We start from the raw sequence: 20095 nt of genomic DNA on the forward strand, positions 1-20095 counted from the left end.
TTTGAAATCGCCGCTCTTCCTCGGGCGGATACACCGTAAAGAGAGGACCGGCAACTTAGAAATCGCTACTGCAACAGTCGCTCGAAAGGCAGCACCGGATCAACTGTACCGTTCGCGCCAACCGCCGGCACCACGAGCGTTTCGTCTTTTGCAAGATCTGCGTGTAACGGATTGCCCGGCGTGACGAATTGCTCATCGCCAATCTGGCCATGCGGCACCAGGACCTCGGGGTGATCGAACGGCGCCTTTTGATAACGCACACGTTCGTCGGTAAACGATTTTAAATAAGCAATAAGATCGGCGCGGTTGGCTGGCGAATTCACCGACGAAGAAATACCACTAACTTGAAAATGCAGATTTTCGTTGTAGAAGTTGCCTTGCCGCGCATAAAACTCCAGCACCTGCTCCAAGGTTGCCATGCTGCCGTTGTGCATGTAAGGCCCGGTCAACTCGATATTGCGCAGGGTAGGCACCTTAAACGCGGCCTTGGTGGCAAACGCCATTTTCGGCCCCGACACTCCGGCCCGTGCGGCCGCCACGCTAGGAATGAAGGCTGTCGCCGGGTCGGCGCAATTTTGATTACGCAATGTCCCTTCTCGACTACCATCGGCAATCAAGCCGTCGGCCGTTGTGAAGTAATAAAATTCCGGAGAATCCGTTTGTATGGCCAGACTGGCAATGAAATCGCAGGACCTCACATTTTTAACAGCGGCATCATGAACGCCAGCGGCGTTATCCAACAAGTAATCGATATATTGCGCGCTGAACGACAACGGATTCCCAAAATCGTCAACGCCGCCTATACCAGGATCCGCATTCGGATCGCCGACGGCAGTGTTCACAAATCCTAAATCCATCAACACTGGCGTAATATCCACATTGTAGTCGCGGGTCACCACGTTCACATATTGCGTCATACCCGCGGCCTTGGCGGCATATCCCGGCCCAAAGGCGTTCGGGCCGTAAGCTATCGGCGTGGCGGGCGGTCCGAATGTGGCTCCGGCGGTCGGCGTCAACAAGGCGGCATTGGCGGCAACGGCCGCCAGACTCATGCTAGGCCCGGTATGACAGAGATTACAGTGGTTATTGAAAAACAGATTGCCGCCCCGCGTTAATTGGGCCCGCTTTGCCGCAGTCTCGGCAGGCGTCGCACCAACCACATTGGTCCAGGTCGGACGTAAATTCGCATCCAATGGACTTAAATCGAAAGGCGATTGGTCTGAGATCAAGGTTGACTGATAAAGCTGCAAAGCCAAACCAAAAAACATGGAAAAATTCGCTTCCATCTGGTTGTAAGGCGTTTGGCCGGCAGGCGCGCCAAACGGACCTATACCGCTAAATGCCCAATATTTCTGGTTAAACGCCTGGGAAATCAGATTTTTGTATGTTGTATTCAAACCGTTTTTTAAACTGCCTACGGTACTTGCACTCAACGGCCCCAAAACGCTGTCTTCGTTATGTACTTTCTGATTTTGCAAAGGCTGACGCAATAACAATTTACGCCCGACATCCTGCCACTTGCGTTGCCTGCAACTCATTTCGGTGTCGCTCAGTCCGGGGCCGGTCGCCAGCGAAGCCAGCGATGAATTTTCTAAATGCAGTTTTTGTTTGGACACAGTTCGGGCATTGACCTTAACCCAAACGCCGGCACCAGGATCGCGCTCGCCCCAGGGGCTACTGCCGTTAAATATATTATTGGCGCGACCGTCCCAAAAATTCCGGTGATTGAAAACCGCATTTATCACAGTCGGCGCATTTCTAGGTTCCACCCGGCGCATACCTACGCCGTTCACGTGAAACACCGAATCGGCGCTTCGGCTACATTCGTCGTCGTTACCGGTGAACCGCGGGGCATTTAAGAATTGGCCGCTGAATGTCCCCGACGACGCAACCACATCGTCGGTTGTAAAATCGATGGCGCTGAATTTATCCGTGGGATCGGTAAAACGATGCAAGGGAAAATCGGCCGCGCTGAGCACGTGATTCGGCCCCCCGCTACCGGAGCGTAAGGTGTCGAACGTTTGTCCACTTGGAAGCGCGCTTTTTGCGCCGGGATTAATCTGGTTTTTGATGCGGCCGTCGGCGCCGGCATGAAAATGACAGGAACCGCAAGCCATACCGTCGCTACCGACATTCACATCCCAAAACAAAGCCTTACCTAACGCTATGGCAGCCGTTTTATTGATGACGATAGGATCGGCCCCGTCCAAAAGACCCGGAACTGGCGGTACCGGCACATTGTGCAACGATACCGGCACGGGGCCATGCGCAAATACCGGTAACGTCGGGAACAATCCGCCCAGTAGCACTAAGAGTTTGAACTTTAATTTCATCATTTACCTCTTGGGGGGTAAGCAGGCAGCATTTCGAGCTCGTGAATTTCTCGACGCCGTTTAACATATCCAGTCTAACGTTCCGTGCCGCCTCCCTAACGGAAAGCTCGGCGTTTGGGATGCGTTCGAATTTGCAGAAAGGGGGCAAACCCAATGTTTGCCCCTGGATTAGGCGACTCAGATTTTCCTGCGCCCGAAGCCCACCATGCCAAGCACAGCGGAACCGAACAGCCAGACCGCTCCTGGGACAGGTACTGTCGTCAAACCATTATTGCTGATTGTCAACTTATAGGCTTGTGGCGCGGCCGCACTGCAATTTTGCCCATTTGCATTATCATCCGCGCAAGCGCCGGCCCAACCGATCAAGTAATAGCCCGCCTTTAAGCCTGTCAAGCTCAAAGCGGCATTCCCCGCACTCAAAGTGGCAAAACCAGTGTAAACGTATGGGGAAGAACCGTTGACATTGGTCAAAGCCTGACCGTTGAGCGGATCGCCGGCCCCGCCACCATATTGACCGATATTGGTCGGATTGCTGGCACCAGCCAATCGGCCTTGAACTTTATCGCCGTCGCCGTTGGTAAACGAATAGCCCGCATTCGCATACCCAATCCAGCCGTCGTGACCATCGACCAGATTTCCGCCACCGCCCGAGCCTAGCCAGCCATTGCTTCCCAAACTCGGATCGACGGCTTCTCTATCAAAACCCGCTACGCCGCCATCAAGAGCGCCGCGTACTTGACTCCATTCATGGCCGTAACCGCTACCTGTGGCGGCACCCGTAACTAGCGGATTCGTACCACTGGTCCAAATAGAGAAAGCAGGCGAATTCATCGGCGCAACCGGATTTAATGCAGCGCCCGTGGTAACTCCTGTTTTGGCCTGCAAATCCACCGTCACGTCAAAACGCGCACCGCTTGCGATATCCGCAGCATTGCCGACTTGAAATATCCTGAATGCTGCCGTGTGCGTCCAACCATAATTGAAATTCGTGCCGTAGTCGGACCAAGCCCTTTTCGGCGCTAGGTTGGTGGCCGGGACACCGGATAACGATTGCAAAATATCCGTACTGCCTGCGGTCAATACCGGTAGTGTAGCGGGGCTGATCGCCGCAGCTTGACTGGAATAGCCGGCCATTGCCGATACGCCTAATATTGCCAAAATGGATTTACGCAATTTATTTTTTTGCATGCCTATCATTTACTTGCCTCATATGATGTTAGAACTTTCTGTAGATCATTCCCTTAGGGGCGATCAGGCGCTCTTTGAGGCAAGACCCCTGATTTTCCGCATCCTCCTCACGGCAGGTTTGGCTTTTTCCCGGCAACGACAACTACGCTTTCAATTGCAACAACACAAAAGCAAACATCATGCCTATTTATAATTGTTTAAAATCAATAAGATAAAAAAGCACACAATTAAACTATGTTTTTTGTCATATCTAAGCATTTCTTTTTCAACGCCTTCACATAAAAACGCATTTAGCGCGGCATATGTATCTAAACGGAAAAGCCCCGCAAAATGGGAAAGATATTTCAGCGCAGCGGCTGATAAGCAATTGAATAAAATGAATTATTGACTTCTGCAAAGCATTTATTCACATAATGTAAACGGATATTCGCTAAAGATTTCGACAACAGATGCCAATAACTGCCGAACTAGCCTGAGGCACGAAGCCTACAACCGAATCCAGCTAGCGAGCGCCCTATAACTGAACACGGGGCATGTCCAATTATTTAAGAACACACTCCCAAAAATGCGCCAGCAATTGAATCGGCTTTAAAATCCGGGCTTTTAAACCGAATTTGACGGTACAAAATGTATTCATTGGCAAGTTCCTCTTCTGATAACAGCCATTTCATGCAAATCGCCGAAAATCGACAACGTCCGGTGATTTCCCGCACTAATATGGCATATCACGCATTTTCCCTATAAAAAGAAAGATTAATTCATTGGCTGATTGGTTTAGCGTTCTTTCAAAGACTGCAATTTTGCTAATAAGCACGCTCTAAAATCCAACAATACTTTGATTTAGAATAACTTTTACAATATCCCACCATAAATTTTCGGGCATAAAAAAAGCCGGGTGGCGAAAATCGCCACCCGGCTTAATCAATCTAACAATTAAGCACTAACCGCAGTTTTACGACGGCCCGTGTACAACAGTCCCAACAGCGCGCTGGTCATCATCCATACGGAAGCCGGCAGAGGTACTGCGCTTGGACCATCCGAAGTCGCATGTGAACGCACTATGTCAACCGCAAGCAGTCTATGAATATCTTGTTTACTCGGATTCAACGTATTAGCAAACAGCAATACATTGCCAAGTGGGTGAACAAGACTTTCAATCTCAAATTTCCAACTCGACCCAGACCACCAAGCCAATTGAAAATTGCTTGAACCTAACAATGTACCAGTACTCGAGCCGCTAGTTACCGAGTAATTCGCACCAATGGCAGCAAACGTCACTGAAGCAGCTCCAGTGAAAGTTAGCACGGGAGCGTCTGTACTTAAATTTACATTGTCTTCAAAAATACCAAAAGTATCCGATGAGTAAAATGGAAACGACGATGCCGTATCAGGATAGAAATTGCTATTTCCATCGCTCGGCGCCCAAACACTAGCAAAACTAGTACCGGATACGGCGAACAAACAAACAGCAAGCCATGTTTTTAAAGATAAAATCGGTTTCATTGATTTCGCCCAATTTGCAAGTTAACGTTAACAAACGACCATCCTTTTGGTCGCTTTATAGCATCTGATGTTTATAAACATCGAAGACAGAGCAGGGGGAGCGGTGTTAACAAAAATCCCGCATTAGCTCAGTATATACCTAACAAAAAATATGCCAACCATATTAATATCATGATTTCAATAAGTTACCAAATTAAGAACACGATATTTGTAAATTTTTCCGACAGAATTCGGGCTGATTCCGCCGTTATCGGGTAAAAATCACCAACTTGGCGCGTTAAAGCCGGGCGAATTTGCATCGCGCATAAAAAAGCCGGGAGTAACGGAAACCGCTACCCCCGGCTCAATGCCTAATCAATTAGGCATTAACTACAGCTTTACGGCGTCCTGTGTAGAGCAAACCCAACAGAGCGCTAGTCATCATCCATACAGATGCAGGGAGAGGCACTGCCGTTATCGGGCTTTCAACCGCTTGAATTCCAGCCGCGACCAATAGCTTCAAATTATTAAAGCTATTGCCGGTTCCAAAACCAAAAGTAATGAACGGCTCAACTTCATCCGAATTGAACAACTCCGATTTCCAACCGGTATTGGACAGGTAACCTATTTTAAAGCTACTTGACCCGGATAATTGACCGGTATTTTTGGAGAACAATGTCGACACATCATAATTTCCACCATTAGCGGTAAATGTGACTGCATCGAACCCTGTAAATGACACGACAAAATTGCCTTGGCTGATATCGGCAGTATCTTCAAAAATACCAAACGTACCAGTAAATACAGGTTGACCCAGTAAATTAGTCGCAAAAAAAGAAGCAACATTGCTTGTAGGCGCCCAAACGCTAGCGGAACTAGCGGTTGAAACAGCAAACAGGCAAATCGCAGCCCAGTGTTTTAAAGATAAAATCATCTTCATTGATTTTCCCCATTTATTTAACGTTAACAAACGGTCATCCATTTGACCACCTTACTTTGTAGCCGAAATTGTTCCTCAATATCGGCTACGAAGGGGGGTTGGTATACAAACCATACCAGCCCGCTCGTTATCATACAAATACCATGCCATAATAAAAACTATTTATTATCAATTACATAGAAATATAGCCTTTGGAAATCGTAAATTTAACCGACACTTACTACGCTGTTTTTTACACTTGGATGACAAACGGCACTATTTCAGGGCGTTTTCACAATCGGCAGCCGGTAAATTTACATACGAAGGCTTAGGCGAAACTAACGCACCGGCCATAAATCGAATAAACAGCTCCTCTCGAGTTTTAGTGCGCTGCCGGATTTCGGCCTTGATGCCGCGCTCAGCCAACTGAGTTTTAAACAACATTGCTCGCTGCTTATCGTTGAAAACACCCAACGATATCGCGCCTTTCATCTCACCATCAATCACAGTCCAAATATCGGTAAAACCTTTAGCTTGCAACATCAGTTTATTGATACGTGTTTGCTCGCTGTCTTTTGCCGCAGGGTAATAAACCTGAAAATCACTAGCTGTTACCGAGCTTTTATAAATCGGCTTGAACAGCTTTAAATGCTCGGTGCTGGCCCAACGCTGCAATTCCGCCGGATCGTTAAATGGACCGGCTTCGTAGCATTTATCGGGAGGCGGCGCATGCTGAACGGCGGCGCTCGGCTGGACTATTCGTTTAGCATTTGCAAGTAAATACTGATCACGGGGCGAATCTAATCGTTGCGAAATGTCGGTAATCAGCTTGGTTTGCCATTCGATTACGGATCTATCTAGGTGTCGAGAAATTTCCGTTCCGCGCCTTGCCGTTTCCCTTTCGCTCACCAGTAATAAACTGGGTACGCCAGTTTGCGGTTCTTGAGGCGGCGTGAACGCACCATTATGGAGCTCCCAGAAAAAAAACCATATATTCAACAAACAAACGAGAAAAAACAGCGCTTTCATACGGCGGTTTGTTTTTGGCTATAGCAAAGCAAACCTTTGAAGACCAGATTGTGGTCAATGATAGAAGGAACGGACAATTGTTCGGCAACGGTCTCCGCATCACCTCCACTTAAAATCAGACGGTAAGTGCGCGGCTGCCGCTGTAACGCGGCTTCCACTAAGCCTACAGCCGCCAACAGACTACCATTGTTGATCGCCGGTTCAGTGGCGCAAGCAAGTCTGGTATCGGGCATGGTATCGCTAAATGGCAAAGCAGCGGTATTTTGGGTAAGCGCCTTTTTCATTAACACCAATCCCGGACTAATCAATCCACCCCGATGCAGCCCATCGGCGTCGATAAAATCGACGGTAATAGCAGTACCGCAATCGACAATACAATAATCACCGGCGTACTCACAGTGGGTTGCCAGCAAGGCCAGCCAACGGTCCACGCCCAATTTTTCAGGTTGACTGTAAGCGTTTCTCACCCCAAACGCCGCAACCGAAGCTCTGGGACTAATTACATCGATGCGCGGCCAAAGACTCCGAGCCAACTCGATGAGTAGCAAGGCCATCTTTGGTTCCGCTACCGAAGCTATCGCCATTTGTCGGGGAACGTCGAGATCGCGCCAAAGTTGCCGCAAATGATCGAGAAAACCAAATTGCCGATAATCCATGAAAACTGTGGGCCGAATTGCACTTGCATCTGCCAGAGCCCACTTCAGACGCGAATTACCAATATCGATCAATAAAATCATGATTGTCTAAAGCTTACTTCGCCGGACGCAAACGCACGATTTTGGCCGCCTTCCTGTTTTAACAACAGCAGTCCCTGCTCATCGATCCCGCTCACCACGCCGCTATACACCTGTTCGGCCATGAAAATATTCACTTGCTTACCTTGCATGCAATCGTAACGTCGCCATTCCTCAATATAATGCGCCAACGGACGCACTTCGTAGTCGGCAAGTATTGGTAGCAGCTGATTTAAAAGCTCGGCAATCAAGCGGTTGCGTTTTCCGTGAGCGAATTCGGCCAGGATACTGTGCAAATCGACCCAGTCCTGCTCTATGCTTTCCGCTTGTTGCTCCGGCAGATACACGTTTAAGCCCAAACCCATCACCGCATGGCACGGTCCACTGCTCTCCCCGGAAACTTCGATTAAAATGCCGGCCAATTTACGTTGCCGCCAATAAATATCGTTCGGCCATTTCAGGCCGACATCGGTAACCCCTAAACTTCGCAAAACGCGCACTACCGCCACACCCACAGCCAAACTCAGGCCGGCTATTGCTGCCGGTCCGCCTTGAAAGCGCCATAAAACGGATAAATAGATATTGTGTCCAAACGGCGAAACCCACTGTCGCCCGCGCCGCCCCTTGCCGGCAGTTTGCTGCTCGGCCAGACACACCAGACCGCTATCGCCCCCCAATCGTGCCGACTCAAGCAAGTGCGCGTTGGTTGAATGAATTTGGTCGTGAATTTCCAGTTGTCCAAGCAGTTGCCGGGCACGTGCATCAAGATGTTGCTCAATCTGCTGGAGATTTAGTAGCTGTAAGGGACGTTGCAAACGATACCCCTTACCAGACACTGCCAGCAACTCGACACCCAATTCGGATAAGGCGCTTAGTTGTTTCCAAACAGCGGAACGGCTAATGCCAAGTAACTGAGCCAACTCGGTCCCCGAATGGAATCGGCCGTCGGCCAGAGCCTGTAAAAGCATTTTGAGTTTTGGAGAGATCAAGGCATCAGCCTGCCGTAAATGCCACCGACCAGCCTGTAAATATGCAAACCGTTAGCCAACTTCGTTTTTGTCCCGCAATTGTTGCAACTGCTTTTTGATGACATGTTTGATCAATAACTCTCTATCGTCATCAGTCAAATTGACATATTCAACACAAATAGCAAACGGTCGTTCCGGGTTGTCATCCGAAATATCCTTGCATTGCACCACTCGGGCGTAGGCAACGATCACAGCCATGCACGACGTCAACAGCATACGTAATTCCAAGAGCTCGCCGACAGCTATGGCTATATCGTTGCTAAAAGCCAGGCCGGTAGCGCTAAGACTCACCTCTCGAGTGTCATGTTCGGAGAATTGTTCGTTTTGCGCACTCAGCGCTTGGGCAATCAGATTGATCTTGGTGTCGATGATTTTCAAATATTCGAACATTTCCGGATCGCGGCGCTCCAAGCGCGGCGACAGCATACGCGACTCTTGAGTCAACACGTCGAGGGCCGCCGTCAACGAGCAATTCCCGAGCACGTCGTTGGAAACATGGCTCAAGGCGTTTACATTTTTTTTATCGATGACTTTATGCAGCAGATTTATCGTGTCGTTGACCCGGAAATAGCGCCTTTTTTCTTCAATTTCATCCGCCATGGTACGTTCTTCCTCAGTACATTTGGTGAGTTATATATTCCAAGCCAAGAATTTTAGCTTAATAAGTGCCCCTGACAGGGCAATCCTGCGATTTTAATCCGGAACAATCACATCGTAACCGCGCATCAAGTGTTTAATTTCCCGGCGCGGCAAAATGCTGACCGGCAAAATCAAATTGTCAGTATCCAGTCCAGCGGCATGTAAAGACTCTTGTTCCACATACAAATCATTGACGTCGTAAATCTGTAAAGCCTTAAAAATGGCCAAGGTATCTTTCAGCGCCATTCCATCCGCACCTTGATGTGTTTTCAATTGCAATACGGCTTCGTCCGCAAACAGCAAAGCCACCTGCTGATCGAAGGCTGCCGCCGTCAAAATCACATCCAGGGTTTCCTGTAGATGACTGCCGCAGTGCGGCGGCCGACGCATGATAAACAGATAGCGTTTCATACTTTCTCAACCGAATACAATGCAACGATCAGCCAGCAAAGTCGCCTCCAACCATTGACCTAGCCCCGCTATGCGAAACCCCGGCGCCAAATCGTCGTCCCGCTTCCCTTGCCTTACGGCTTCGTCGCGACACAACAAGCCTCGGCGCTGAGCTGCGGAGATACACACCACCAAATCCAATCCATACCGCTCCGCAAGTTGCGACCAGTTTTGCCCAAACTGCAATTCATCCTCAGGTGGGGTTGCATAGCGAAAAGCATGATAGATGCCTTCCTTATAAAAAAACACGCGCAATACTTGGTGATCCGCCAGCAATGCCGCCTCGATAAACCGGTAGGCGTTGTAGCCGGCGTTGCTGGCGTAAGGACTGGCATTAACTTGTACGGCGTACTTCATCGCGCTGTAAAATAATCAATAAACTAAGCATTCGCCGCATTTTAATACGAGCCTGCCCGACGTGCCCGTTTTTGCTGCAAATCGCGTTGCAATTGAACCAACTTTACAGCTTCCGGTCTCAGCCCCCATGAAACTTAAGCCCCTCATTTTTAGCCTAGGCCTAATCCTGTACTCCACACAACCGAGTGCGGTGGACATCGAAAAAATCCAACTGCCCGACATGGGCGATTCCGCCGGCGCATTAATTTCGCCGCTTCAGGAAAAGGAATTCGGCGAGGCTTTTTTTCGAAACTTGCACCAACAAGCCGAGATCAATCAGGATGTGGAAATTCAGCAATATATTCAAACCATAGGCCGGCAATTAGCCGCCCACAGCGATACACCATCCAATCCTTTTCATTTTTTCGTGGTGATGGATCCCAACATTAACGCCTTCGCCGGCCCCGGCGGTTATATCGGCGTCAACTCGGGCCTGATTCTATTGACGGAAGCGGAAAGTGAATTGGCTTCCGTTATGGCTCACGAGATTGCGCACGTTACCCAACGACACCTCTATCGATCGATTGAAAAAGCCAGCAAAATGTCGATTCCTACCGTCGCCGCGACGCTGGCGGCCATTTTGATCGGCACCCAATCGCCGAACATGGGTCAAGCGGCATTGATGGCGATACAAGCCGGCAATATTCAGTTTCAGATCGATTTTACTCGCGACCACGAAAAGGAAGCCGACCGTGTGGGTATGCAAACCTTGGCCGGCGCCAATTACGATCCGCGCAGCATGCCGACTTTTTTCGAACGTCTACAGCAATCCACGCGTTATTACGGCAAGGGCGTACCGGAATTTTTAAGGACTCACCCGGTTTCTGAAAACCGTGTCGCCGATACCCGAGGTCGAGCCGAAATCTATCCTTATCGGCAATATCCGGACTCTTTGGCCTATTTGTTGACCAAGGCCAAACTCACCGTGATATCAGCTGAAGACAAACGCACGCCAATGCAACATTTCACAACGCTGGAAATGCAAGGTACTCCGGAACAACGAGCCGTAGCCAGATACGGTATGGGCTTGGTGCAATTGGAAACCCAGCAATACCCTGCGGCTAGCGAAATCTTTCAAAAACTGACGGAGCAATATCCCGAGCAACCGCAATATATTGCCGCGTTAGCGCGAACCGCCATGGAAGCCCACGAATACGAGAAAGCAGGTAAATTATACGAAAAGGCTATTGCCAGTTTTCCTAGCAACGATGCCGTCAAAATCGAATACACCCGCAGTTTGATAAAAACCGCTCAGCCACAGCACGCCAAGCAAGTGTTGCAAAGCTTATCCGACAGTCAAAAAGAACAACCTTTTTATTATGAGCTGCTGGCGCAGATCTTCGCCGATCTCAAACAACCCGGCGAATCGCACCGTTATATGGCCGAATACTATTACGCCAATGGCGAAACAGAAGCGGCAATCATGCAAATCAGACTGGCCAAACAAGAAACCAACCTGAGTTTTCAACTTCAGGCAATTCTTAACGAACGCTTAAATTTCTATTTAAGCGAAGAAGAAGCGCGCCGAGTGGAACGCTAATTTTAAACATTAGACAACTCTGATTGTTGCTAAGCTTTTGTTTAAAAAAATTATTTTCGAGCCGAAACCATTTCTCAAAAAAAATTGGCTTTTTTTGTTGGACACCCGGTTTTTTTTAAAATAAACTTCGCCCACCTTTTACGGAGTGCATTCAACCTTAACCGGTTGCATCTTTGAGGGGGAGGGAAGCGGCCTGTGAAAAAGGCTGATAATAATAACAATAAAACAGTAACTGCTTGACTAAACTGCCCTAGGCAGGCGTCCAACATAACTACAATAATAATTACAACAAACAGGACGGGCCCGCGCATAGCGGGCTTTTTATTGCCTGCCGTTTTATCTCGGCCTACTCTTAGGCAGCCGCCCGATTGGCCTAAGCCAGCCATTTATTTTATAATCCAGCCTTCTTCGCTCGATACTGTTACAGTCTGTCGGGCAAAGCTCCCCCGCAAACTCAGATCAAGGTTTAATCATGGCACGCGTTACCGTTGAAGATTGTTTAGAAAATGTGGAAAACCGTTTCAAATTGGTGTTACTCGCCAGCAAGCGAGCACGGCAACTGGAAAAAGGCGCCGATGAATTCATACCGCGCGGCAAAGACAAAGATACCGTACTAGCGTTGCGCGAAATAGCCGCGGGCTTTGTCAACGAAGAAAACATCGACCGTTTGCATCGCACCGGATACGTTTCGGAAACCCATCTGGAAATCTAAGCCACATGCCCGAGATAGCTGTCAAACCAGCTCCTTCGCTACCTGCTATCGAGCATCCTGAAGAAAAACTTCTTCACCAGCTCTGCGAAGTCCTGCGCAGCTATCTCGACCAAGAACAAATCAACGATGTCGTCCGCGCCTATCATTTCGGCGCGGCCGCACATTCCGGGCAGTTCCGCAGAAGCGGCGAAGCCTATATCTGCCATCCGGTATCCGTGGCGATTACGTTGGCCAGCATGCACATGGACCACCATGGCATCATGGCTGCGATATTGCACGACGTAATCGAAGACACACCTATCAGCAAGGAGCAACTGGGCGAACAGTTCGGTTCGGAAGTTGCGGAACTGGTCGACGGCGTCACCAAACTTTCGAAAATCGACAGCCGCTCCCGCGCCGAAGCACAGGCGGAAAACGTCAGAAAAATGTTTCTGGCGATGGCGCAAGACCTGCGAGTAATTGTCGTGAAACTCGCCGACCGTTTGCACAATATGCAAACCATGGGCAACATGCCGGTCGACAAAAAACGCCGCATCGCCAAGGAAACGCTGGAAATTTACGCCCCGATCGCCAATCGGCTGGGCATGAACGACGTGCGGCATCAACTGGAATCGCTGGGTTTCAAAGCGCTCTACCCCAACCGTTTCACGGCCATCAACAATGCCGTGAAAAAGTCGCGCGGTAACCGCAAGGAAATTATCGACACCATCCAGAATGCAATCCAAAACCGGCTAAAAGAGGCCGGCTTGGATGGGGCCGTCGCCGGCCGCGAAAAAAACATCGCCAGCATTTATCAAAAAATGCTCAGCAAACGCATTTCCTTTACCGATGTTTTCGATGTCTACGCCTTCCGGATTTATTGCCAACAAGTCGACGACTGTTATCGGGCTTTAGGCTGCGTACATAATTTATATAAGCCGGTACCCGGCCGCTTCAAGGACTACATCGCACTACCCAAAGCCAACGGCTATCAGTCTCTACATACAATCTTGATAGGCCCTTACGGCGTGCCTATCGAAATTCAGATTCGCACCCACGAAATGCATCGTCTGTCTGAATCGGGGATTGCTGCACACTGGCTATATAAATCCGACAACGATAAAAGCGAAACCATTCAGGCCCGCGCCAACGAATGGCTGCGCGATTTATTGGAGATCCAAAAATCCGCCGGCGATTCGCTGGAATTCATCGATAACTTAAAAGTCGATCTTTTCCCTCAAGAAGTTTTCGTGTTTACCCCCAAGGGCAAGATCATCAAACTGCCGCGCGGCGCGACCATCGTCGATTTTGCTTATCTGGTGCATACCGATGTCGGCAACGCCTGTATTTCCGCGCGCATCGACAAGAAACTGGTGCCGCTGCAAACCAAGCTGGAAAACGGCATGACGGTGGAAGTAATCACCGCCACCTGGGCCAGACCGAATCCATTGTGGTTGAACTATGTCACCACAGCCAAGGCCCGCAGCTGCATCCGTGCCTACCTAAAAAACTTCAACCAACAAGAAGCGATCAATCTTGGCCGCCGCTTGCTGGAAAAAGAATTGCAGAGTCTGAACATTCAGCTGGAAAATGTCGATAACACCCGCATCATCCAGGTGTTGCAGGTCTTGAAAAAACACTCGATGAACGAATTGCTGGAAGACATTGGTCTGGGCAATCGCATGCCCTTCCTGGTGGCTAAACGCATTAGCCAAACAGACGTCAACGCAGCCGTCAAACTCGACGACAACGAATCCACGCATAAAACCCCTTTAATCATCAAAGGCACCGAGGGCATCGTCGTCAGCTTGGCCAAATGCTGCCGGCCGATTCCGGGCGACTCGATTATCGGCTTCTTCAATCCCGGCAAAGGTATCGTCGTCCATCATCACGAATGCCGTAACAGCAACGAAGTCAGAAAAAAACAGACTACCTGGCTGGATGTAGAATGGAGCCCGGAAGCCAGCGGCGAATTCCCCGCCGAAATTCGTATCGAATTGTTAAACCAACGCGGCTCGTTGGCCACCATCGCCTCGACCATCTCCAGCATGGATTCCAATATCGAAAACATTACCGTGGTCAGTCAAGACGACCGCGTTTCGGTAGATTTGCTGACCCTGGCCGTGAAGGATCGCGTACATCTTGCCAATATCATTCGCAAACTAAAAAAACTCTCCATCGTTTTAAAAATTACTCGCATCAAGGCATAGCATGAACAAGGAAATTATCTCGACACCTCTTGCACCGCAAGCCATCGGCACCTATTCGCAAGCCATCAAAGTCGGCGAGACAGTTTATTTATCCGGACAAATCCCGCTTGACCCGGAAACCATGCAAGTCGTGGACGGTGACATCGCTGTGCACATTCGCCGCGTATTCGATAACCTGAAAGCAGTCGCCGAGGCCGCCGGCGGCGACTTCAACGACATCGTCAAACTTAATGTATTTCTGACCGATTTAACCAACTTTCCTATCGTCAACGAAATCATGGCCGAATATTTCAGCCAACCTTACCCGGCCCGTGCCGCGATTGGCGTTGCGGCACTACCCAAAGGCGTTGGCGTGGAAATGGACGGCGTGATGGTATTGCGCAACGAATACTACTGATCCAGTCCGAGGGGCGTTTTAACTCGCCTCATTTGAGTATTCATGAATCATCCGGAACCGCATAAACAGCCTGTCACCACGCTGACAGGCATCGGTTCACAATCCGCCGCCCGCCTGGAAAAACTGGGCATCCATACCCTGCAAGACCTATTATTCCACCTGCCTTTGCGTTACCAGGATCGCAGCCGCATCGTGCCCATATCCCACTTATTACCGGGCATGACCACGTTGGTCTGCGGCACGGTGGAATTCACCGACAGCATCCAGCGCGGTCGCCCCAGCGTGATTTGCCGCATCGCCGACGACAGCGGTAGTTTGTCGATCCGTTTTTTTCACTTCACCGTCCAACAAAGCCAACAACTTAAACCCGGCACCCTAATCGGCTGTTTCGGCGAAATTCGTTACGGCTACAACGGCCTGGAGATGGTGCATCCGGAATACAAAATCGTTTCTGCCGCCGAGCAACTACTGGAAACTACACTGACGCCGGTTTACCCGCTGACCGAAGGCATTTCCCAATCTACGCTCCGTAAAGCTATCAAACAGGCGTTAACGCTATGTTTAGCAAGCGACAGCGCGATCACAGATTGGCTGCCCAACAATTTGTTGGCGGCGCATGACTACCCTTCCCTGAACGACGCGCTGCAAACCCTGCATAATCCGCCACCGCATTTGTCGGCGGAAATCATCAGCGGCGGCTCCCTGCCCGCGTTAAAACGCCTGGTGTTTGAAGAGTTTTTGGCCCACCATCTGGCGCTGCTGCAAGGCAAATTGGCTTATAAAAGCTGGCAGTCGCCGGTTTTCGAAATAAACACCTCTGCCAAACAGGCGTTCCTGCAAGGCTTGCCGTTTCAGTTGACCGGTGCGCAACAACGGGTCAGCGCCGAAATTGAAAGCGATTGCCGCAAAGCACAACCCATGCTGCGTCTAGTTCAAGGCGACGTTGGTTCCGGCAAGACCGTGGTGGCGGCTCTGGCAAGTTTGCTGGCGCTGAACTCGGGATATCAAGTCGCAATCATGGCGCCCACGGAATTATTGGCCGAACAGCACTTTCGTAACTTCAGCCTATGGTTCACCGAAACCGGCCACCAAGTGCTGTTTCTGACCGGCCAATTGAAAGGTAAAGCCCGGCAAGCCACTTTAGACGCCCTGACGAACGGCTCGGCCAATATCGTGATCGGCACGCACGCGCTATTTCAAGACAGCGTGCATTTTCATAAGCTGGGCTTAATCGTCATCGACGAACAGCACCGCTTCGGTGTCCATCAGCGCTTGGCCCTGCGCGAAAAAGGCCAGCATGGCGGATTACGTCCGCATCAATTGATCATGACCGCCACGCCCATTCCTCGCACGCTGGCGATGCTGCAATATTCCGACCTGGACATTTCCATCATCGACGAGTTACCGCCGGGACGAAAACCCATCGCCACCAGTGTGATTTCCTCGGAACGCCGGAAAGAAGTAATCGGCCGTATCGAGCATTGGGTCGCACAGCAACGCCAAGCCTATTGGGTCTGCACCTTGATAGAGGAATCCGAAGTTCTGCAATGCGAAGCCGCCGAGAAAACCGCCGCTTATCTGTGCCAAGCTCTGCCGAACGTGCGCGTCGGTCTGGTGCATGGCCGCATGAAAGCCGCTGAAAAAGACGCGGTGATGCAAGCGTTCAAAGATCGCGAGTGCGATTTATTAGTCGCTACCACCGTGATAGAAGTGGGTGTGGACGTGCCGAACGCCGGCCTGATGATCATCGAAAACCCGGAACGTTTAGGCTTGTCGCAATTGCATCAACTACGCGGTCGAGTTGGACGCGGCGATCAGGATAGCTATTGCTTGCTGTTATATCAGTCACCACTCTCCCAAGCCGGCAAGCAACGTCTGGCTATCCTGAAAGAAAGCAACGACGGCTTCGTCATCGCCGAAAAAGACCTGGAATTACGCGGCCCCGGCGAAGTAATGGGCACCCGCCAGACCGGGCAGATTCAGTTCAAAATCGCCGATTTAAGCCGCGACAGCGACTTGCTGGAACTGATCCCGGCCGCCGCGCAATTAATCCATCGCCACCACCCAGACGCCATTCAACCGCTGATCCAACGCTGGATCGGCCATACCCGCCATTACGCCGAGGTTTAGCGCTTGCCCGACAAAAGTTTTTTATTCAGCCGCCCGCCAATCTGGAAAAGCCACGAACAGAGCAGCCAACGGCAATTACCGAACGATCTGCAATCCTGGCTCAATGAAACTGGTTCGTTGACCAAACGTCTGCGCGACATACATGGCTACCGTTTCGGCGTAAAAGTGTTATTCCACCGCTGGAAGCCAGCTTTCATAGACGAATGCCGACTACTGGGCTTGCCGCCGTGCCGCTATCAATTGATCCGCGAAGTGATGTTACATGCCAATGGCGTGCCTTTGGTGCTGGCCCGCACTATTCTGCCTGAACCCACGATAGAAATCGCCCACCGTAATCTATCTCACCTCGGCACCCGGCCGTTGGGCGAAGTGATTTTCGCCTATCCGGATTTGGAGCGCCGTCAGCGGCAATTTAGCCGGGCCGACAGCGGCATTTGGTCGCCAGGTCTGCAAACGGCGGTTGGTGTTGAAGATGCTACTTGGGGGCGTCGCACGGTTTACGCGATCCATCGGCAACCGTTGCTGGTGGCAGAGTTTTTTTTACCTGCGGTGCTGGCGCCGGCAGTTGAACACCTGCCGGAAACAGCTAAGTCGTTTATTCAAAAATCTTGAATAGTACTTCCGCTACCGACGCCACCAAATCCCCATCAACGCTTTGTTCGCCGTAGCTTTGTTGCGGCCGTGAATAGTCTTTCCGAAAGGCCTTTTTGAATTGCTCGGAACTGGCTTTTTCTTGTTTGGCAGCGATTTTTTGCTGAGTCAAGATCTGGCCGCCGGCTTTTTTCCATTCCAACAGGTGGCTGATCTGTCCACCATCCAGCCAGATGCCATGGCTTCTGCATTGGTCGATAATCACACCGCTGCGGTAGCCGTAGATCACCCGGTTCATTAACACCTGGCACACCGGACATTTAAGATATTTTACAGTGGCATTTTGCGGATAACGGTCCTGATTGATGTTGCTCAGCAGCTCTAAATTAACGGTAACGACCGGCGCTACCGCGCTATCCAGCAATGTTTCTATTTCACCGGGATCGAAAAACAAGCCGTAACAGGTGGCACAACGCTCTATATGCAAGGAACCGGCGGCATCCAGATTAATGGTTTGCAGGATTTTTGCGCATTCAGGGCAAACCCGCTCAGTGGTGGAGTCAATCACTTGATAATCGTGCTTGCCCTGCAAGTCGATATCATTGCGGACCCCGCAATAACTGCAATATTGCGTATTGACTGGTAACGGCGCGGAACAACTCGTGCAGTTGGCCATGCTAAAACTTAGCCAATATTTGTTGTTTCTTGGCGGCGTATTCGGCTTCGTTAATCAGCTGCGCGTCAAACAACTGTTTCAACTCGGTGAGCTTGGCGACAGTTTGATTACTGTCAGCTGCGGCCTGATTAGTTGTCGCGCCCAGTGATTGCGCCATGCCTTGCCCCAAGCCAATGCCGGCCCCCATCCCCATGCCAAGACCGGCACCGCCACCCTCGTTGCGCGCTGCGTCGCGCAAAGCATCCAACTGTTGCACCTTGGCATAATCCAGACCCACCGCTTGCGCGGCTTGCGCTTCAGCGGTCAGATCGGCAATACGATTGATACGGCGCAAGGTGTATTCGTCGAAATCGGTCCCTTCGATGCGAAAATCGCTAATGCTAAAACCCAACTTGCGAAACACGATCGCCAGTTTAATGGCTATGCCCCGAGCTATTTCGTCGCGATTGGCATCGATGTCGGCGAAGCTATGCTGACATTCCGCCAGATAATCGGAAATGGGATTGATGATCCGCGCCGAGAGAATATTGCGGAAATCGTCTATGCGCATTTGGTTATGGCTGCCGACGATATTCACGAAGAAATCCCCGGGGTCGGCTATCTGATAGCTATAGTTGCCATAAGCTTTTAAAGCGACCGGGAAATGATATTTAGGGTCCTGATATTTGATTGGCGAGGTAGTACCCCACTTCTGATCGAGAATCTTGGTTTTGCGGAAGAAATAAATCCCTACCTTGTGCTCACTCTCAAAAAACTGCATGAATTTCCTGATCGTGGTCCAGAACGGTACGTTATCGGTTTCCAGATTGATCATGCACTGGTCTTCGATAACCCCCTTGACCTGACCCTGATACACGAAAATACAGCCCTGCCCCGGACCGACGATCAGTTTGGAGGCATTTTTGATTTCGTCGCCATTTTCAGTCCATTGCGCCAACAACAGATCCGGATCGGGATTTTCCCATTCGATAACCGAACGCAGTTGCCGTTTGATACCGTCTATGAATGCCATTACTACCCTCGCTGGACTGGAGAAGAATCGATTAATTGCGTAACATCGCGGTTTAATTATGGCAAAAAACGGGAGTTGCGGTGGCAATCAGAACATATAAAGGCAAACAACCAAAAGTCGGCAAAAACGTGTATATCGACGCAGCAGCGGTCGTGATCGGCGATGTGACAATCGGCGACGATGTATCGGTCTGGCCAACCACGGTGATACGCGGCGATGTGGAAGCCGTCAGCATCGGCGACGGTACTAACGTTCAGGACGGCGCGGTTTTACATGTCTCCCACGCCGGCGATTATTCGCCGCAAGGACATCCTTTAACGATAGGCAAAGGCGTCACCATAGGCCACCGAGCAGTGATACACGCTTGCACAATAGGAAGTTATTGCCTGATAGGCATCGGCGCGATTGTGATGGACGATGCCGAACTTGGAGACTATGTCATGCTGGGTGCCGGGGCATTGGTACCGCCAGGCAAAAAGCTGGAGGGCGGATATTTATATGTCGGCGCCCCAGCCAAGCAAATGCGGGCATTGACCGATGAGGAAAAAGCTTTTCTGGAATATTCGGCCAAACATTATGTGCGCTTGAAAAACGATTATCTATCGCCTTCCGCTCCGTAAACACCTGTGGTTTATTGCCTGTAGAAAGGC

Annotated in this window: 20 protein-coding genes; 7 read left to right on the forward strand and 13 right to left on the reverse strand. The window is 50.3% G+C overall.

The features are described 5' to 3' along the window. Nucleotides 1–65 precede the first annotated feature (65 nt). The 11 genes from ACH50O_RS08655 to tusD form a co-directional block, all read right to left on the reverse strand. Nucleotides 66–2336 carry a cytochrome c peroxidase gene (locus ACH50O_RS08655; protein WP_446811617.1) on the reverse strand — a complete coding sequence of 757 codons (2271 nt, stop codon included), beginning with the start codon at nt 2334–2336 and terminating at the stop codon, nt 66–68. Between the two features lie 174 nt (nt 2337–2510). Then, nucleotides 2511–3521, reverse strand: coding sequence for a hypothetical protein (locus tag ACH50O_RS08660; protein ID WP_446811618.1), 1011 nt, complete (start codon nt 3519–3521; stop codon nt 2511–2513). Nucleotides 3522–4066: 545 nt separating this feature from the next. After that, complete coding sequence (locus ACH50O_RS08665) at nt 4067–4192, reverse strand: hypothetical protein (protein WP_446811619.1); 126 nt, start codon at nt 4190–4192, stop codon at nt 4067–4069. A 262-nt stretch (nt 4193–4454) separates the two neighbouring features. Beyond that, complete coding sequence (locus tag ACH50O_RS08670; protein ID WP_446811620.1) at nt 4455–5024, reverse strand: hypothetical protein; 570 nt, start codon at nt 5022–5024, stop codon at nt 4455–4457. Between the two features lie 358 nt (nt 5025–5382). Beyond that, entirely contained in the window at nt 5383–5985 is a 603-nt protein-coding gene (locus ACH50O_RS08675; protein ID WP_446811621.1) for a hypothetical protein, read from the reverse strand. A 213-nt stretch (nt 5986–6198) separates the two neighbouring features. After that, entirely contained in the window at nt 6199–6951 is a 753-nt protein-coding gene (locus ACH50O_RS08680) for a hypothetical protein (RefSeq protein ID WP_446811622.1), read from the reverse strand. Next, on the reverse strand, nt 6948–7688 hold the full coding sequence (locus ACH50O_RS08685; protein WP_446811623.1) for a type III pantothenate kinase: 741 nt from the start codon (nt 7686–7688) through the stop codon (nt 6948–6950). The genes ACH50O_RS08680 and ACH50O_RS08685 overlap by 4 nt, the downstream gene beginning before the upstream one ends. Then, the gene (birA, locus tag ACH50O_RS08690) at nt 7685–8653 is read right to left on the reverse strand and encodes a bifunctional biotin--[acetyl-CoA-carboxylase] ligase/biotin operon repressor BirA (protein ID WP_446811624.1); all 969 of its coding nucleotides are present in this window, start codon (nt 8651–8653) and stop codon (nt 7685–7687) included. Before birA ends, ACH50O_RS08685 begins: the two co-directional genes overlap by 4 nt. Nucleotides 8654–8725: 72 nt before the next feature. After that, on the reverse strand, nt 8726–9313 hold the full coding sequence (locus tag ACH50O_RS08695) for a PilZ domain-containing protein (RefSeq protein WP_446811625.1): 588 nt from the start codon (nt 9311–9313) through the stop codon (nt 8726–8728). Between the two features lie 93 nt (nt 9314–9406). Next, nucleotides 9407–9763, reverse strand: coding sequence for a sulfurtransferase complex subunit TusC (tusC, locus tag ACH50O_RS08700; RefSeq protein WP_446811626.1), 357 nt, complete (start codon nt 9761–9763; stop codon nt 9407–9409). Between the two features lie 6 nt (nt 9764–9769). Then, nucleotides 9770–10159, reverse strand: a complete 390-nt coding sequence (gene tusD, locus ACH50O_RS08705) for a sulfurtransferase complex subunit TusD (protein WP_446811627.1) — start codon at nt 10157–10159, stop codon at nt 9770–9772. Nucleotides 10160–10286: 127 nt separating this feature from the next. Here tusD and ACH50O_RS08710 point away from each other — a divergent pair, with 127 nt between their 5' ends. The 6 genes from ACH50O_RS08710 to ACH50O_RS08735 all read left to right on the forward strand — a co-directional run bounded on the left by ACH50O_RS08710 (nt 10287) and on the right by ACH50O_RS08735 (nt 17778). Next, a complete protein-coding gene (locus tag ACH50O_RS08710) occupies nt 10287–11738 on the forward strand; it encodes a M48 family metalloprotease (RefSeq protein WP_446811628.1) in 1452 nt (483 codons plus the stop codon). Between the two features lie 472 nt (nt 11739–12210). Continuing rightward, entirely contained in the window at nt 12211–12450 is a 240-nt protein-coding gene (gene rpoZ / locus ACH50O_RS08715; protein ID WP_446811629.1) for a DNA-directed RNA polymerase subunit omega, read from the forward strand. A gap of 5 nt (nt 12451–12455) precedes the next feature. Next, nucleotides 12456–14639 (forward strand): RelA/SpoT family protein, encoded by a 2184-nt coding sequence (locus tag ACH50O_RS08720; protein WP_446811630.1) that lies wholly within the window; start codon nt 12456–12458, stop codon nt 14637–14639. A 1-nt stretch (nt 14640) separates the two neighbouring features. Continuing rightward, nucleotides 14641–15036, forward strand: a complete 396-nt coding sequence (locus ACH50O_RS08725; RefSeq protein WP_036274748.1) for a RidA family protein — start codon at nt 14641–14643, stop codon at nt 15034–15036. 42 nt (nt 15037–15078) lie between these two features. Continuing rightward, nucleotides 15079–17166, forward strand: coding sequence for an ATP-dependent DNA helicase RecG (recG, locus tag ACH50O_RS08730; RefSeq protein ID WP_446811631.1), 2088 nt, complete (start codon nt 15079–15081; stop codon nt 17164–17166). A 3-nt stretch (nt 17167–17169) separates the two neighbouring features. Then, entirely contained in the window at nt 17170–17778 is a 609-nt protein-coding gene (locus ACH50O_RS08735; protein WP_446811632.1) for a chorismate--pyruvate lyase family protein, read from the forward strand. On the opposite strand, the gene ACH50O_RS08740 is transcribed toward ACH50O_RS08735, so the two are convergent. Next, nucleotides 17762–18433: a TFIIB-type zinc ribbon-containing protein gene (locus ACH50O_RS08740; protein WP_446811633.1), complete on the reverse strand. Its 672-nt coding sequence runs from the start codon at nt 18431–18433 to the stop codon at nt 17762–17764. The two genes, ACH50O_RS08735 and ACH50O_RS08740, sit on opposite strands and share 17 nt — an antisense overlap. Nucleotide 18434: 1 nt before the next feature. Then, on the reverse strand, nt 18435–19445 hold the full coding sequence (locus tag ACH50O_RS08745) for an SPFH domain-containing protein (protein WP_446811634.1): 1011 nt from the start codon (nt 19443–19445) through the stop codon (nt 18435–18437). An 80-nt stretch (nt 19446–19525) separates the two neighbouring features. Between ACH50O_RS08745 and ACH50O_RS08750 the strand changes: the two genes are divergently transcribed. Continuing rightward, nucleotides 19526–20065 carry a gamma carbonic anhydrase family protein gene (locus ACH50O_RS08750; RefSeq protein WP_446811635.1) on the forward strand — a complete coding sequence of 180 codons (540 nt, stop codon included), beginning with the start codon at nt 19526–19528 and terminating at the stop codon, nt 20063–20065. Nucleotides 20066–20095 lie beyond the last annotated feature (30 nt).

This window comes from Methylomonas sp. 2BW1-5-20, from assembly GCF_052474515.1.